The 16,811-nt window shown below is 59.6% G+C and carries 12 protein-coding genes and 1 tRNA gene; 11 read left to right on the top strand and 2 right to left on the bottom strand.

The window, feature by feature from the left end; translation table 11 throughout:
- Nucleotides 1-293: 293 nt before the first annotated feature.
- A complete protein-coding gene (locus tag AC0L2L_RS01260; protein ID WP_473575617.1) occupies nucleotides 294-743 on the bottom strand; it encodes a universal stress protein in 450 nt (149 codons plus the stop codon).
- 600 nt (nucleotides 744-1,343) lie between these two features.
- Here AC0L2L_RS01260 and AC0L2L_RS01255 point away from each other — a divergent pair.
- The 8 genes from AC0L2L_RS01255 (at nucleotide 1,344) to AC0L2L_RS01220 (ending at nucleotide 11,803) form a co-directional block, all read left to right on the top strand.
- Nucleotides 1,344-2,255: a DUF1003 domain-containing protein gene (locus AC0L2L_RS01255; RefSeq protein ID WP_473575615.1), complete on the top strand. Its 912-nt coding sequence runs from the start codon at nucleotides 1,344-1,346 to the stop codon at nucleotides 2,253-2,255.
- Nucleotides 2,256-2,426: 171 nt separating this feature from the next.
- Nucleotides 2,427-2,503, top strand: a tRNA-Arg gene (locus AC0L2L_RS01250).
- Nucleotides 2,504-2,767: 264 nt separating this feature from the next.
- A complete protein-coding gene (locus tag AC0L2L_RS01245; RefSeq protein ID WP_473575613.1) occupies nucleotides 2,768-4,225 on the top strand; it encodes a DNA cytosine methyltransferase in 1,458 nt (485 codons plus the stop codon).
- Complete coding sequence (locus AC0L2L_RS01240) at nucleotides 4,222-4,638, top strand: very short patch repair endonuclease (protein WP_473575612.1); 417 nt, start codon at nucleotides 4,222-4,224, stop codon at nucleotides 4,636-4,638. The genes AC0L2L_RS01245 and AC0L2L_RS01240 overlap by 4 nt, the downstream gene beginning before the upstream one ends.
- Nucleotides 4,639-6,117: an ATP-binding protein gene (locus AC0L2L_RS01235; RefSeq protein ID WP_473575610.1), complete on the top strand. Its 1,479-nt coding sequence runs from the start codon at nucleotides 4,639-4,641 to the stop codon at nucleotides 6,115-6,117.
- Nucleotides 6,114-8,792 carry a Z1 domain-containing protein gene (locus AC0L2L_RS01230; protein ID WP_473575608.1) on the top strand — a complete coding sequence of 893 codons (2,679 nt, stop codon included), beginning with the start codon at nucleotides 6,114-6,116 and terminating at the stop codon, nucleotides 8,790-8,792. The genes AC0L2L_RS01235 and AC0L2L_RS01230 overlap by 4 nt, the downstream gene beginning before the upstream one ends.
- On the top strand, nucleotides 8,767-9,759 hold the full coding sequence (locus tag AC0L2L_RS01225) for a PD-(D/E)XK motif protein (RefSeq protein ID WP_473575606.1): 993 nt from the start codon (nucleotides 8,767-8,769) through the stop codon (nucleotides 9,757-9,759). The genes AC0L2L_RS01230 and AC0L2L_RS01225 overlap by 26 nt, the downstream gene beginning before the upstream one ends.
- Complete coding sequence (locus tag AC0L2L_RS01220; protein ID WP_473575604.1) at nucleotides 9,743-11,803, top strand: AIPR family protein; 2,061 nt, start codon at nucleotides 9,743-9,745, stop codon at nucleotides 11,801-11,803. Before AC0L2L_RS01225 ends, AC0L2L_RS01220 begins: the two co-directional genes overlap by 17 nt.
- Before the next feature lie 51 nt (nucleotides 11,804-11,854).
- On the opposite strand, the gene AC0L2L_RS01215 is transcribed toward AC0L2L_RS01220, so the two are convergent.
- Nucleotides 11,855-13,474 (bottom strand): aminotransferase-like domain-containing protein, encoded by a 1,620-nt coding sequence (locus AC0L2L_RS01215; RefSeq protein WP_473576081.1) that lies wholly within the window; start codon nucleotides 13,472-13,474, stop codon nucleotides 11,855-11,857.
- Nucleotides 13,475-13,948: 474 nt separating this feature from the next.
- Between AC0L2L_RS01215 and iolE the strand changes: the two genes are divergently transcribed.
- The 3 genes from iolE to AC0L2L_RS01200 all read left to right on the top strand — a co-directional run bounded on the left by iolE (nucleotide 13,949) and on the right by AC0L2L_RS01200 (nucleotide 16,797).
- Nucleotides 13,949-14,878, top strand: coding sequence for a myo-inosose-2 dehydratase (gene iolE, locus AC0L2L_RS01210; protein ID WP_473575602.1), 930 nt, complete (start codon nucleotides 13,949-13,951; stop codon nucleotides 14,876-14,878).
- Nucleotides 14,868-15,710, top strand: coding sequence for a polysaccharide deacetylase family protein (locus AC0L2L_RS01205; protein ID WP_473575600.1), 843 nt, complete (start codon nucleotides 14,868-14,870; stop codon nucleotides 15,708-15,710). Before iolE ends, AC0L2L_RS01205 begins: the two co-directional genes overlap by 11 nt.
- Before the next feature lie 97 nt (nucleotides 15,711-15,807).
- Nucleotides 15,808-16,797 (top strand): rhizopine catabolism ABC transporter substrate-binding protein, encoded by a 990-nt coding sequence (locus AC0L2L_RS01200; protein WP_473575598.1) that lies wholly within the window; start codon nucleotides 15,808-15,810, stop codon nucleotides 16,795-16,797.
- The last annotated feature ends 14 nt before the right edge of the window (nucleotides 16,798-16,811 follow it).

Below are 16,811 nucleotides of genomic sequence, written 5' to 3'. Positions count from 1 at the left end.
CCTGCCACTCTTCCGGAATGATGCCTGAAGGACGGCGAAGCCCGTTCCTTCGTCATTCCAGGGCGGAGCAAGGAGCGAAGCGACGCGCGCAGACCCTGGAATCCATGCCGTGACCTGTAAGCGTCACCGCGATGCAGACAATGGCACCGGAGCGCCAGCCTAGGCGGCCTCTTTCTGCACCACCGCATTCCTCGGCAGGTGTAACGGCATGGATTCCAGGGTCTGCGCGACGCTTCGCGTCGCTCCGCCCTAGAATGACGAACTGAAAGTGGCGCGCCGCCCTATCCGTAGACCTACCGCACCACCAGCACCGGGATCTGTGTCAGCGACACCACTTCCGCGGTCTGGCTGCCGAGCACCAGGCGGCCGATGCCGCGGCGGCCGTGCGAGGCCATGACGATCAGGTCGCTGCCCTCCGCACCGGCGACCTGGAGGATCGCTTCGGCGGGCGCCTTGTTCTCGACATGGATGCCCTTGGAGCCGACGCCCTTCGCATCGGCCTCGGCCTTGCATTTGTCGAGCACCTCGCGGCCATATTTGCGCGCGCTTTCCTCGTAATTGGTGAGCTCGTCGGCGGCGACATAGCCCGCCATGGCGCCGCCCCAGGCCAAAGTCGGGAACGGCTCGGAGACGGTGACGAAGGTGACGGCGGCGCCGAGGCCCTTGGCCAGTTCCAGCCCGTGGGCGACACCCTTCTGGGCGAGTTCCGAGCCATCGCTGGCGATCAGGATTTTCTTGTACATGGTGGCGATCCCTGTTTTGCGGGGCGACGGGCGCCCCTGGTGGCGGGAGCCTGGTCCTGCGAGCGATCAGGCCTGATCCCGATATAATTTCGCTATCAGGCCAACCACAGGGGTCGGCTTGATATGGATCAAGGCCAGCCGGGACGGATGATTGCTCCAGCGAGACTTTGTTGTCACCTCAAATAGCGGTGGCATGCCCTCCAAAGCAGGCCGGGTATCAAGGCGTTCGTGGCCGGCGCCGCCCCTCACCTGCCTGCCGGCATCCTCTCCCCGTATAGTGACGGGGAGAGGGGGCGCTCTCTTCGATGATTTCGCCAATCACCAACGTTGAGAGAAAGGCGCCGACGCGGCAGCCAGCCTCCTTCTCCCCGTCACTATACGGGGAGAAGGTGCCCGAAGGGCGGATGAGGGGCAGCGCGGACTCCGGAGATTGGCCGTTGCTCGCCAGTCCGTGCGGTTTGCGTTCTCCGCTAAGGTTTGCGCCCCGACGGCACCAGCCAATCACAAGAACTTGTTCCGTCACACCAGATACACACTCACCATGGATATGCCGCCGGCTTGGCGTATCGTATCGCAAAGCCTGGAACAGGAGCACTGAGCATGGCCAGCGACCCCAAGGCGCAGAAGCAGGCAGACAACGAGAACGACGTGGCCGGCGAGTATCTCGAGGCCGAGACCGTGGCGGAGGACGCGCACGAAGCGTCGGACGAGATCCTCGAAGCGCCGGAAGTGCCGGATTCCGAGCCGCATATCCCTGGACGGATCAAGCCGAAGAAGAAACCCTCGGCAATCAGCGGCAGAAAATTCCGCAAGCGCGACCTGGTGCGCATCGACGATTTGCGGCCGAGCCTCGCCGACCGCATCCGCTCCGACCATCCCGACCTGCCGCGCGGCGCCCGCATCAGCCGCGAGGAGCTTGGCCGCTACCGCATGCGCTACATGGAGGAATTGCTGCAGCAGGAGCACGGCGAGTTCTCCGAGCTCGACCGCCAGGTGGTGGAATCGATCGCCAGGCAAGACACGATCTCGGAAAACTCCGAAGAGGAGTTCGAGGAGCACCGCTCCTTCGCCGACCACGTGTCCGACAACATGGCCGAGTTCGGCGGCAGCTGGTGGTTCCTGATCTCGTTCGGCGCCGTGCTTCTGGTCTGGATCGGCATCAACCTGGTCGCCGGCCTTGCGCACGCCTTCGACCCCTACCCGTTCATCCTGCTCAACCTGCTCCTCTCCTGCATCGCCGCCATCCAGGCGCCGGTGATCATGATGAGCCAGAAGCGCCAGGAAGCCAAAGACCGGCTGCGCTCCTTCAACGACTACCGGGTGAACCTGAAGGCCGAGCTTGAAGTGCGCCACCTGCACGAAAAGCTCGACTACCTCATCTCGCGCCAATGGCAGCGCCTGGCCGAAATGCAGCAGATGCAGCTGGATGCGATGCACGAGCTGGCCGGCGCGAAGAAGCAGAAGCGGGCGACAGGCACGGTGAGGCGGAAGACGGCGAAGGTGGAGGGGTGAGGAGCTTGGCTTCCTCGCCCCACGGAGTGGGGAGAGGTGGCTCGGCGAAGCCGAGACGGAGAGGGGAAGCGCCGCATAATCGCCGATTGCCCGTTGAAGCCCGGTGCGGCTTCCGCTAAGAAGCCGTGGCCGGCCGGCTCACCGGCCGGTTCGTTTTCCGGTTTCTGGGAAGCACCCGTAGCTCAGCTGGATAGAGCGCTGCCCTCCGAAGGCAGAGGTCACAGGTTCGAATCCTGTCGGGTGCGCCAGAGCGCTTTCGTTTCGAGTGTAAATTTCCAAGTTAAGCCACTAGCCAGTTCTGGTATTGCCGGCAAGTAGTCGCTAGTTTTACGAGGGGGACTCAGTCTATCGCTTGTCGAAAGGCGCTTCGCGTCGAAGCAGCGATTGGCCTTCGTTCAATTGTCAGGTCGGTGATGTCGAGCAGTCCGAGACCACATCTTGTCGTCGACATATTCGCCGGACCTGGTGGTCTTGGCGAAGGTTTCCTGTCGCGTCGCTCCGCGAACGGAGGCGTGCGCTACAAAAGTGCCTTAGCGATTGAGAAGGATAGTGACGCCCACGCAACACTAACATTGCGGCATTTCATTCACTCGTTCTGCGATGACGAATTCCCGGAAGACTACTATCGATACCTTGCAGGGCAGATAACGCTCGACGGCCTCTATGAGGCGCATCCTGCGGAATACCAAACTGCCAAGAGCAGTGCGCGCCAGATAACACTCGGTGCCCAGAGCAACGTCGAGGTTCGCAGCCTCCTTAAGAAGAAGTTGAAGGACAGACAGCGCTGGACTCTGGTCGGCGGACCTCCATGCCAAGCCTACTCACTCGTCGGCCGTTCCAGAATGGGCAGCAATCCTGAGTTCGAAAAGGACGAACGGCATTTTTTGTATAAGGAGTATCTAAGGATCATTGCCGATCATGAGCCTCCCGTGTTCGTCATGGAGAACGTGAAGGGCCTTCTGTCGGCGACGATCGAGGGCGTCTTGATGATTTCGCGGATCGTGGAAGACCTTCAAAATCCGTCGAGGGCGCTGCGCGAGCGATCCAACGACGTTACCTATCGCCTCTATTCTCTTGTTGAGGAAGAGGAACCCGGCGGTAAGGTGGACCCCCGGCTGTTCGTCGTTCGGGCCGAGGATTTCGGTGTCCCGCAGGCGCGACATCGGATGTTCATTGTCGGCATCCGAAGTGACCTTAATATCCGTCCTGCTCTGCTTGCGCCGCAGGGCGCTCCGTCTGTTCGTGAAATGATTGGTGACCTGCCGCGTATCCGTAGCCGGTTGTCGCGAACACCTGATTCACCTGAAAACTGGCGCGCGGCCATAGCGCAACTTGAACCGAAAGAAGTGGTGCGCCATCTGAATGGGTCGGAGTATACAGGGGCTATCAAGAGTAAAATCGAAGTCATTCTTGGAGAGGACGCAGACTGGCCTAAAGAGGCAGCAGATCGACAATACATTCCACAGCCAAAACGGCCGTCAAATGCACTTTCGCTCGTCTGTGATCCATTGCTGACCATCCTTGATGGTCACGAGGCGCGCGGGCACATGGCATCTGATCTGCGCCGATATATGTACGCAGCTGTGTTCGCGGAAATAACTGGAAAAAGTCCGAAACTTGCAAACTTTCCATCGGTTTTATTGCCAGCCCACGAAAACGTGTTCGAGGGCGTGGCTGGTGAAATGTTCGCGGATCGCTTTAGAGTACAACTCGCCGACAGAGTTTCTACGACCGTTACGTCGCATATTTCCAAAGATGGCCATTACTTTATTCATTATGACCCTCTCCAGTGCCGAAGTCTCACGGTTCGCGAAGCAGCTAGACTTCAGACGTTTCCGGACAATTACCGCTTCCTTGGAAACCGAACCTCTCAATATCACCAAGTGGGCAATGCGGTGCCGCCTTATCTCGCCGGGCAGATCGCAGATATTATTGCGGACGTCCTTGACCAGGTGGAGGAGGCTCAATGACAGATACGCTGACGCATGAGCACCGCAGCTGGAACATGTCGCGGATCGGGGGGCGCGATACAAAGCCAGAGCTGCTTCTGCGCTCTCTCCTGCATCGGGCCGGATTCAGATTCCGCCTCCATGCGAAGGACCTTCCGGGCAGGCCGGATATTGTTCTTCCAAAGTACCGTATCGCAATCTTCGTTCACGGATGCTTCTGGCACCGCCATCCGGGATGCCGGAACGCGACAATGCCATCCACACGCACCGATTTCTGGGCTGCCAAGTTCAAAGGTAATGTCGAGCGCGATGCCCGCAACAAAGCTGCGTTAGAGGAAGCTGCTTGGATGGTTCTCACAGTCTGGGAATGCGATCTGGAGTCTGATCCACAGGCTGTCGTCACCCGTCTGTCGAAAACGATCAGAGGAGATTGAATGGCAAAGTCGCATCATCTTCCGCCGAGCGCGGCTTGTCTTTCGGCATCTCTCCGGGACTTGGGTTACTCCCTTGAGACCGCCGTCGCCGACCTGATCGACAACAGCATCTCGGCCGATGCAACTGATATCCAGATATTCTGCGATATGAGTCGCAATCCTCCGGCCCTCGTGATCGCTGACAACGGACGGGGCATGAGCGAGGCGGAAGTCATCGCCGCTATGCGCCACGGCTCGAAAGACCCCCGGCAAAAGCGCGAGCCGAAGGACCTCGGGCGTTTCGGACTCGGTTTGAAGACAGCCTCCTTCTCACAGTGTCGCAGGCTCACGGTCGCCAGCGCTCAGAAAGGCGTGCGAGCCGGAGCGGAATGGGATCTGGCTAAGGTCGAGGATGAAGATGACTGGTTTATATCGATCCTCGATCCGGATGAGATCGCCGCGCTACCCTTCGTCGAGACCATGGGAGACACCAGCACGATCGTCGTCTGGCGTGACCTAGACCGGCTCTTTGAGGATGAGACCGGCAACAGGCGCGATGAGATCGTCAACGAAAAACTTGCCGTCGTCGAGCGGCATCTGTCCTTGGTCTTCCACCGGTTTCTTTCGGGCGATGTCAAAGGCCGCAGGAAAATCAGCATCCGGATCAACGGACACCCCGTCACGGCCTTCGACCCGTTCTGTCGGAAAAATGAAGCGACGCAGATGCTTCCTGCCGAGACGGTCTGGATCGACGATGAGGCGGTGCATATGCAACCCTACATCCTGCCGCATCACAGCCGCCTCTCGGCATCCGAGTATGATTTCTATCAGGACCGCAGCGATTTCATTTCCAATCAGGGGGCCTATATCTACCGCAGCGGCCGACTGATGGCATGGGGTGACTGGTTCCGCCTTGTTCCTAAAGGCGAAGCCACCAAACTTGCGCGCGTCCAGATCGATTTTCCTAACAGCCTTGATGAGGACTGGACCATCGATATCAAGAAGGCGCGAGCAAGACCGCCGCATGCGGTGCGGGAACGCCTGCGCCAGATCATCGCTAAGATTACAGCCAGAAGCGTCATTGTTCATCGTGGACGCGGGCAGAAGCTCTTCCAGGAAACGCAGGCTCCCCTCTGGGAGCGGTACGCTGACCATGGCGGCATCCGCTTCGCCGTGAATCTGCAGCATCCTCTTATCCAGTCACTTAATGCGCGGCTGTCTCAGGAGGACATCAGCGCTCTGCATGTCCTGTTGGAATCTATCGGCGCGTCACTGCCGGTGGAAATGATCTATTCCGACTATTCCACCAACCCGCGAGACGTGGTGCAGGTGCCTGCCAGCGAAAACGAGGTGATCGAGCGCCTTAAAGGGCTGCGCAGCGCGCTCTATGGGCAGGGACCGGGTGATCCGAAGGCATTCCTTCAGATTGTCCGATCGACACGGCTGTTCGACAACCAGATGGAGACGGCGGAAAAATTCATGAGGGAGGCATTTGCATGAGCGGCGGCGACAGCGGCACACAAGAGAAGAATTTCAGGAACGGCCTTATCGCCGCGCTTTCCAATCGCGAACAGATACCGACGCTTCAGGAGGTGGAAGACCTCGCGAAGCAAATGGCTCCATTCTTCAACTACACGGGCGAGCTTCAGGACGTCGTCAATGAGGCTCTGACATCGATCGTGACCCGGATGAATGCCGGCGTCTCGCTCATTGATCCGAACACAACGCACGACGATCAGTGGGTGCGGAAGCGTGAGGATATAAAGTGGACCTATTCGAACGCCTATGAGGGCTATCTCCAGCAGGATGGCTGGGCTGAACCCATGGTCCAGTCTCTCAGCGATGTAACCGGAAAAATACTCGCGCTCCTGCAGAACCCGCAGGAAGGAGGCAGTTGGGACCGGCGCGGCCTAGTCATCGGCCACGTGCAGTCCGGTAAGACCGCGAACTATACCGGGTTGATCGCGAAGGCTGCCGACGCTGGTTACAAATTCATCATCGTCATCGCCGGCATCCATAACAATCTCCGCAAACAGACCCAGGAGCGCATTGATGAAGCCTTCATCGGCCGATCGAGTGACCCGGCGGACAGAAAGAGCATCGGTGTCGGACTCAATCAGAACTACCCCCACCCTGCGACGCTGACGACCGTCGACGGGGACTTCAATAAGAATACGGCGGAGAAGAGCGGCTGGAAGATCAATGACTTCAGCAAGCCGATAATCCTAATCATCAAGAAGAATGTCACGACGCTGACGGCTCTCTACAAATGGCTGCGGGAGCTGAACGCTACCGGCGATGGGTTGATCTCGGATGTTCCGATGCTGATGATCGACGACGAGGCTGATAACGCTTCTGTCAACACGAACAAAGAGGATGTGAACCCGACCCGGACCAACGCCGAGATCAGAAATATTCTGAGCCTCTTCGCCAAATCCTGCTACGTCGGCTACACGGCGACACCGTTTGCAAACATCTTTATTGACCCCGATGCATATGATGAGAAGGTGCGGGAGGAACTGTTCCCGAAAGACTTCATCTACTGCCTTGACGCGCCGACAACGTATTTCGGAGCGGAGAAGGTTTTTCTGAATGACGAGACAAGCGACGGCATCGTCAAGACGATTACCGACTGCGAGGACCTGCTTCCGTTTTCTCACAAGAGGGACGACAGGGTCTCCGAACTGCCCCCAAGCCTTTATCGTGCACTGAACCAGTTCATTGTGGCCCGGGCAATTCGCAACCTACGGGGGCAGCGAAAGAAGCATTGCTCGATGATGGTCAATGTCTCCCGGTTCGTGCCGATCCAGAAGGCGGTCCGGGACTTCATCAGCCTGCGCGAAAGAAAAATCAGAGAAGCCGTCAAGGCAAACTACATGATGCCCGAATCGCATTCCTCAACAAACATCTACATGCAGGAACTGAGGGCTGCTTTCGATGAGGAATACGCCTCAAGCGGCTGCACCTGGGAGCAGGTGAAAGCTGAACTGAACAACGTGTTCGAACATCTCCACCTCTATGTCATCAACAGCAAGAGCGAGGATGACCTGGATTTCGGCAAGTATGAGAAAGAAGGAGTCGGACTGACTGCAATTGCCGTCGGCGGTCTCAGCCTGTCGCGCGGCCTTACGATCGAAGGCCTGACCATCAGCTACATGTACCGCAACACCAAGATGTACGATACGCTGATGCAGATGGGGCGCTGGTTCGGTTACAGACCGAATTTCGAGGATCTGTGCCGCGTCTACCTGTCTCAGGATTCCATCAACTGGTACGCACATATCGCGCGCTCTTCAGGTGAGTTGATGGAACAGATCTACCGGATGCGGCAACTGAAGAAGAGCCCGAGAGATTTCGGTCTCTATGTGATGAAGCACCCGGACAGTCTGCTTATCACCGCAAGGAATAAAATGCGAACTGGCACAGAAGTGACGTTTGAACAGAGCCTCTCAGGCTGCCTGCGGGAAGCATACACAGTATCGATCGACGAGACCGTAAATAAAAGAAACTTTGCGCTGATCGAGGAGTTTTGGAAGCGCGGATTTGACGGCAGCTTGGAGGACACCGACAGGAAGGGTTTCATTGCCCGCGATGTGCCTGCCAGAACGATCGAGGATTTTCTCCTCCGTTTCGAGACGCACGGAGATTGGCAGCAGGAGAAGGAGTTCGCCATTGAATATCTGCACGCGATCTCCAAGCAGTATCCTCTGGGGGATATTCTGCTGATCTCGCCTTCGGGAGGCGAAGGCGGAGAGCTGCCTTATCGTTTGAAGCATCAGCTCCGGAAGGTAGGGGATGGCCAGCCCAAGGATAAAGGATGGCATCTCAACAAGGATCGCGTTGCGTCACGGGGTGATGAAAGTCTCGGCCTGACGGCAAAACAGATTGAGCAGGCTGAAGCCGCAGCACAGGTACTGGTCAAGGAAGGTGGTTCCGGGAAACCCTCCGATGCTCATTTCCGTGCCGTCCGGAACAAGCCGCTGCTTATGATACACAGTCTCAAGGCCCGCAACCTTGAAGACATTCCGAATCCTGTTGCCACGTTCGGCATCAGCTTCCCTTACGATGGCAGCGGTACCTCGATCACGGTGGTCGCCAACAAGGTCTGGATGGAACAGAACAGCCGCGCGCAAGTCGATGAAAACATCGATGATGGAGATGAACTTGACGACTGAGGCGTCTCCTTGGGATCAGATTGCGATGCCGGCCTCAGACTATAATGTTCTGCGCTTGGCAGCCCATATGGCTGTCCCATGCTTCTGGGCGAAAGACCCCGCCGGGCGGTGCCTTTTCGTCATAGAACTTGACGGCGATCATTCTGCTGAATTCCGGAAACATCAGGTTATCGTGAAGGGACTTGAGGTCGATCTCCGCACTGAGAAGAGTGGTCAGCGCCTGGTTCTCTCCCTTGAGAAACAGGCCGACCGGGACCTGTTCGAGGCGCTCTGCCGTACTCTGGCAAGGGCGCTTGAAAATGCGAACAATTCGACAAGTTCCCTGTCCATTGCCCTCTCACATCTCCGTCGCTGGAAGACCTTCATGTCCGGCCGTGCACAACATCTCTCAGATGAGGAGGTGCGCGGGCTGTTTGCGGAACTGATCTACCTTATCGAACTCATCTCACGTGTTGGGGCAGCGCGGGCTGTTGAAGCCTGGAAGGGGCCAGAGAAGTCGCATCAAGATTTCATCTACGGCAATACAGCAGTCGAGATTAAATCGCTCTCGGGAACAGAGCGAAGTACGGTTCGCATCTCCTCAGAGGACCAGCTGGAATCGCTGAATGATAACCTGTTTCTTCGTATCTACAGGATCAGCAGCGCGCCTGATTCACCCTCTGCCCGCTCGTTGAACATGATTGTCGAGGAAGTACAGTACCAGCTCGACAGCGCGGAAGCCGTGGAAGGTTTCGATGGCAAACTTGTGGCTCACCCCTATGCGCCGCTGCCCGAGTATGACGAGCCGTTGTTCATCGTTTCGGATATTCAGACCTATAGGGTGGAGGGGGAGTTTCCGCGCCTGGTTCGCTCTGGAATACCGGAGGGAGTGGGGCGGGTCGGTTACGATATCAAGCTGGAAAGCATAGAAAACTACGCGTGCGATTCAGACAGTGTATTCGAAGGATACTATGGAACAGACGGTTGAGGAATTTTTTCACGATTTCAGGCAGGAGACGCTTGCAGACGCAGAAGCCGGAAGCACCTATCAGCTTGAAGCGTTCATGGATGCTGTATCCAACGAACTGATTGAAACCGGCTTTGTCGAAGGTTTCGAACATTGTCCGTATCGCGCACCGAAGGGCATGCGGGTTGACGGTTACTGGTTCAATGACGAAGGCACGCTCGACGTTTTTGTCGCTGATTTCGACTGCCGCCGCACCTTGGAGACGTTGACCCGCACGGACGTGGATGTCGCCTTCAAGCGCGTCGTGAATTTCTTTGAGGCCAGCCTAGAAGGCACACTGCGGCCAGATGTGACAACCCCCGAATTCGGGCTCGTCCGCCAGATCTCCGAACGGAAAGACGGTCTCCGGCAGGTTAACTTCTATCTGGTATCGGAGAGGACTCTCAGCGACCGTTTTCAGGCCATTCCCGACAACGATGTCGGTGGCGTCCGCGCAACTTATCATATCTGGGATATTGCCCGCTTCCAGCGTCAACGCAGCTCACGCGGACACAAGGAGGCGCTGAATATCGATTTCGTCGAACTATTTGGAGATGGCATCAACTGCCTGCCTGCCAATCTCGGCGACGGCTCGTACCAGTCATTTCTGATCGTGATGCCCGCGCCCATGCTGACGAAGCTGTACGATCGTTACAGTGCGCGGTTGCTTGAGCAGAACGTCCGCACGTTCCTTCAGGCACGCGCCCAAGTAAACAAGGGGATCAGGGCCACGATCCTCAACGAGCCGCACATGTTCTTCGCCTATAACAACGGCGTGACTGCCACCGCGCAGGCCGTGGAAACGCGGTTGAAGGATGGTCATCTCCAGATTACCGGAATGACTGACCTGCAGATCGTCAACGGCGGACAGACGACGGCTTCACTGTACCATACGCACCGTCGCGATAAGGCCGATCTTTCCGGCATATTTGTCCAGATGAAGCTCTCTGTCATCGACAGTGAGCAGAGCGAGATGATTGTACCGCGCATCTCCGAGTACGCGAACACCCAGAACAGGGTGAACGCAGCAGACTTCTTCTCCAACCATCCTTTCCATGTCCGGATGGCGGATTTCTCGCGTCGTATCTGGGCTCCTGCGGAGCAGGGAGCGCAGCGCGAGACAAAATGGTTCTATGAACGCGCCCGAGGCCAGTACATCGATGCGCAATCCAAACTTACCCCGGGCGAGCAGAAACGGTTCAAGGCCGAATACCCTAAACCGCAGATGTTTACGAAGACCGATCTCGCCAAGTTCGAGAACGTCTTCGACGATCATCCGAAATGGGTAAACCTTGGGGGTCAGAAGAACTTCGCAAAATATGCACAGCGTATCGGCAAAGAGTGGGAGAAGTCGTCGGACGGCTTTAACGAGCTGTATTTCAAGAGAGCCATTGCACGCGGCATTCTGTTCCGGGCGACCGAAAAGCTCGTCTCGGATCAACCATGGTACAACGGCGGCTATCGCGCCAATATCGTGGCCTACACGCTGGCAATGCTCGGTGAAATCACAAAAAGGCGCAGCGCATCGCTGGACTTTCAGCGCATATGGAACAACCAGAGTATCGACGAAAAGATGACCAAGGCCCTTGAGAACGTGTCAGGTGCCGTGAATGACGACATCATCCATCCTCCGCAGGGTATTTCTAACATTTCGGAATGGGCGAAGAAGGATGGTTGTTGGGCACGCCTGCTTGGCAAAGCAGATGAGATTGCCGGCATCCTGCCTGATGATTTCTGGTCAGTTCTTTCAGGTCAGGATGATACGAGATTTGACGCTAGGACGGCTAGGCAGACACAGCGGATCGACAACGGGATTGAAGCACAAAGTCAGGTGATTGCAATACCAGGTGGCATGTGGCGCGACCTATGCCGCCAGATGACGGCACGGCGAATGCTTACTGAACGGGAGATCGGGATATTGAACGTCGCCTCCCAGCTGCCGGGTCGTGTGCCAACCGAGCGGCAGTGCGAGGTGTTGATAGAAATACTAAACAAGGCACGGCAGGAAGGGTTGACGATCCCATAGATCTGTCGGCATGAGCGCGAGGCCTCCCGGCGTGACTGGTGCCCGTCCCCTTCACCCCAGCGTCTCGCGTATCGCCGCCGCCAATCTCTCCACCCCATCCCTCATCTGCGCCGCGTCACACGCCGCGTAGCCCAGCACCAGCCCTTGCGTCGGCGCCGTGTTCTGGAAATATTTCGACAGCGGCGAGACGTTGATGGCCCGCCTTGCCGCGGCCTGGCTGACTTTGATGTCGTCTATACCTGCCTTGAGATAGCCCACCACCTGGATGCCGGCTTCGGCGGGGGACAGCGTGATCTCGTCGCGCAGGCGCTCGGTCACGATCTCGCGGAAGAGCTGGCGGCGCTGGGCGTAGATGCGGCGCATGCGCTTCAAATGCCGGCTCATATGGCCTTCGGTGATGAAATCGGCCAAGGCGGCCTGTAGCAGCAGCGGCGCGAACTGGCCGGTGGTGGAGAGCGCGTTGACGATGCGGCCGGCGAGCTCCGGCGGCAGCACCATGAAGCCGAGGCGGAGCGCCGGGAACAAAAGCTTGGCGAAGGTGCCGACATAGATGACACGGCCGGAGCGGTCCATGCTCTGGATCGCCGGCACGGGGCGGCCCTGGAAGCGGTATTCGCCGTCGAAATCGTCCTCGATCACCCAGGCATTCGCGGTCTCGGCGATGTCGAGCAGGCGCAGCCGCTCCTCCATTCGCATGGTGATGCCGAGCGGATGCTGGCAGGCCGGCGTCACATAGATGAGGCGCGGCGAGAAGCTTGGTGTGCCTGGACTGTGATGGCATTTCGTTGAATCGCCATCACGCTCCAGCTCTTTGTTGGAGCCCGATCTTTGTCCGAAAACCGGCTCCCACTTTTTGCTTCCGCTGACCTTCGGTTCGGGATCATGCCCTGGCTCTTTGTTGGAGCATGATCTTTCACCGAAAACCGGTTCCCACTTCTCGGGATCATGCTCAAGGCGCCAGCCGCGCTCCTGGTCGACCGGGATGGGCAGGATTCTTGCGCCGGCCACGGTGAAGGCGGCCTTGGCGCCGTAATAGCCGGGCTCCTCCATCCACACCGTGTCGCCGGGGTCGAGCAGCAGGCGCGCCAGCAGATCGAAGGCGGCCTGCGCGCCGGTGGTGACGACGATCTGCTCGGGCCGGCAGCGCACGCCGCGCGCCGACAGGAGGTAGCCGGCGATCGCCTGCTTCAGCGCCGGATGTCCGGTGACGTCATAGGTGCCGAACAGCGTCTCGCCGCCATGGCTGGCGCGGCGCGCGACCAGCCGGCCCCAGACGCCGAAGGGAAAGCTCTGCGCATCCGGCATGCCGGGGTGGAAGGCGACGTGTCCCGGCCTGCCGTGATGGTAGGGCTGGCTGAGGAGTTGCTGGCCGCGCAGCGAAGGCGCGCGCAGCGGCACCGGCGGTTCCTCGCGCGGTGTCTCGCGCGGGCCGTCGGGCAGGTCGACGATCACCGGGCGCGCGCCCTGGCGGTTGGCGAGGTAGCCTTCGGTGACGAGCTGGTCGTAGGCGGTGACGATGGTGTTGCGGCCAAGGCCGAGCTCGGCGGCCAAAGCGCGGGTGGAGGGCAGCTCCGAGCCCGGCGGCAGCGCGCGGTTTCGGATGATGGCGACGAGGCCATGGTAGAGCTGGCGCGAGAGGTGCTCGGGGCTGGCGCGGTTCACGGCGAGCATGTCGAGGGGGAAGGTTTGGGGTTTGGGGTGGTGGCGCATATCTTACCTTGCGCCATAGGGGCAATGGCGTGCCGAGACACGCATGCCTGGCATCGTCGAGTTCCTTCGCCCCCCTCTCTGCCCTGCCCGTCCTTCGCAGCTGCTGCGAAGGACGGGCAGGGCAGAGAGGGGGGCCTCGCGCCGACGATCAATGATTTCGAGATTGTCCATCCTTCCCATCCTGCCACAGCCGCCAACCAACACAAACTGGTTCCTTCATTTTCCGGAAAACTGGACCTCGCGATGGAGACAGAGCGAGATAGACTTCCTCCTATGACGTTGGGGTAAGACGTCGACCAAGACATGTCGGGCAGGATGCTGGGAGGGGCGTCTGGCCGACCAAGAACGGCGGGGCTTCCACCCGGCCAAGCAGTACCGCAGCCATCTCCTCCCGAGACCAGCGCAGCAACCCGGCTGCGGGGCGGAAAGCGAGCAATGACCACAGTTCGACTTGGCATCAATCCGATCACCTGGAGCAATGACGACGTGCCGGAACTGGGCGGCGACACGCCGCTCGAGACCTGCCTTAGCGAGACCGCGGAAGCGGGCTATGCGGGAACCGAGCTCGGCGGCAAGTTCCCGCGCGAGGCCCGCGCGCTCAGGCCGATCCTCGACCATCACGGGCTGGCGCTGGTCTCCGGCTGGTATGACGGGCGCATCTGCGAGAAGGAGGTGGATGAGGAATTCGAGGCGATCCGGCCGCATCTGACTTTGTTGCGCGACCTCGGCGCCAGGCGTGTCGTCTATGCCGATACCTCGCGCGGCCGGCACGGCGCGATCCACGATCCGATCTCGCAGCGGCCGAAGCTGATGGACGGGGAATGGAAGGCCTACGGCGCCAAGATCACGCGGCTTGCCGAACGTTTTGCCGATTTCGGCGTCGGCATGGCCTTCCATCATCACATGGGCACGATCGTCGAGACCGACCGGGAGATCGACAGGCTGATGCATGCCACCGGCGAGGCGGTCGGGCTGCTCTACGATACCGGGCATTGCGCGTTTTCCGGCGGCGACCCGGAGCGGCTGCTGCGCCGGCATGTCGAGCGGGTCGTGCATGTGCACTGCAAGGATGTGCGCCCGGCGATGCTGAAGAAGGCGCGCGACACCGACATGAGCTTTATGGGCGCAGTGATGGAAGGCATCTTCACCGTGCCCGGCGACGGCGCGATCGACTATCCAACGCTGCTGAAGATCCTCGCCGGCCAGGGCTACTCGGGCTGGCTGGTGGTGGAGGCCGAGCAGGACCCGGCCAAGGCGCATCCGCTGACCTATGCCACGATGGGCTACCGCAATTTGAAGAAACTGGCGCAAAGCGCCGGGTTCTACGTGCACGAGCGCAGCGAGGAAGTCCGCCATGCCGGCTGAACGCAAGGTCGTCATCAATATCGACGATGTCGGAATGTGCCATGGCGCCAACGTCGCCTATCTGAAGCTGAAGCGCGCCGGCGCGGTCGACAGCGGCTCGGTGATGGTGCCCTGCCCGTGGTTCCTCGAGATCGCCGAGGAAGGCGCTAAGGACGCTTCGCTCAATCTCGGCGTCCATATCACGCTCACCGCGGAGAAGAAGTACTACCGCTGGCGGCCGCTGACCAAGGCGAGCCAGGCTTCCGGCATCGTCGACGGCGACGGCTACCTGTTCCGCAGCGTGCCGGAATTGCGCGCCAAGGGCGAGCCGGAGGCGGTCGAGGCCGAGATGCGGGCGCAGATCGACGCGGCTTTGGCCGCCGGGCTGACGCTCACCCATATCGACGGGCATATGGGCGCGGTGTTCTCGCCGGAATTCGTCGACCGCTATGCGGCGGTCGGCATCGATTACGGCCTGCCGACGCTTTATCCGAAAAGCATTTCCGTCTACGGGCCGATCCACAATCTGGGCAGGCTGGACGACGGTGTCTATGCCGCGCCGGGCAAGCGACTGACTGAAGCCGGCGAGACGCTGGCAAGCGCGGTGCTGGAGACCCCATGGCATCGCAACCAGCCGGCCCGTGCGCGCTACGAGGCGCTGTTCAGCCAGATCGGCGAGGGGCTCAACTTCCTTTGCCTGCACGCCAATGCGCCGGGCGAGATCGAGGTGATCGAGCCGAACTCGGCGCAGATCCGCATCGACGAATTCGAGCTGCTTGCAGACCCGGGCTTCATGGCCTTCGTGGAAGGACTGCCCATCCGCCGCGGCTCGCTGCGGGATTTCCGGGCATGATCATGTCCGACACAGATTTGGAGTGAACGCGAAGCGGCCTGACCGGGAGGGTCGAGGCCGGAACTGAAGAAGACAACAATAACTGAGGAGAACCACTATGAGTGCCTTATTCTCGATGTCCGGAATGCGAAATGCGTTGAGTGCGGCGGCGCTCTCGCTTGCTTTTGCCGGCGCCAGCATCCTGCCTGCGCCGGCACAGGTGAAGAAGGAAAGCGACGTGCGCATCGTCTTCGTCACCCACGGCCAGGCCAACGACGTCTACTGGAGCGTGGTGAAGAACGGCATGCAGGCCGCCGCCAAGCAGCTTAGCGTCACCGTCGAATACCAGGCGCCGGAGACGTTCGACGTGGTGCGCATGGCGCGCATGATCGAGGCCGCCACGGCCTCGAAGCCGGACGGACTGGTCATCTCCATTCCGGACATGGACGCGCTGAAGGCGCCGGTCGAGGCGGCCAAGGCGGCCGGCATTCCGGTGGTGGTCATCGACAGCGGCGAGGAAGCGGTGGAGCCCTGGGGCCTCGACCTCTTCGTCGGCGGCGGCTCGGAATACGAAAATGGCGTCAAGGCCGGCGAGATCATGGCCAAGGCCGGCGTCAAGAAAGGCATCTGCATCAACCACGAAGTCGGCAACGTCAGTCTCGACAAGCGCTGCGAAGGCTATAATGACGGGCTGAAGAAGAGCGGCGGTTCCTCCGACGTGGTCGCGGCCACCATGGACCCGACCGACGTGACGCGCCGTGTCGAAGGCTACCTCACCGCGCATGCGGACGTCACCGGCGTGCTGACGCTAGGGCCGACGGTCGCCGCGCCTCTGCTCAAGATGTTTTCGGATGCCGGCACGATCGGCAACTACAAGATCGGCACCTTCGACCTGTCGCCCGAGATCCTCGATGCGGTCGCCAAGGGCACGATGATGTTCGGCATCGACAACCAGCAATATATGATGGGCTATTATCCGGTCGTCTTCCTGACCAACAAGGCGATGTACAAGACCTTCCCGACCTCGGCCGTGCGCACCGGTCCGTCCTTCATCATGAAGGATGACGCGGCCGCCGTGCGCGATCTCAGCAAGGCCGGCATCCGCTGATGCTATAATGGCTC

The organism is Mesorhizobium sp. WSM4832 (assembly GCF_055811115.1).
The sequence above is the reverse complement of the archived record's forward strand: the minus strand, read 5'-3'. Positions and strand labels throughout refer to the sequence as shown.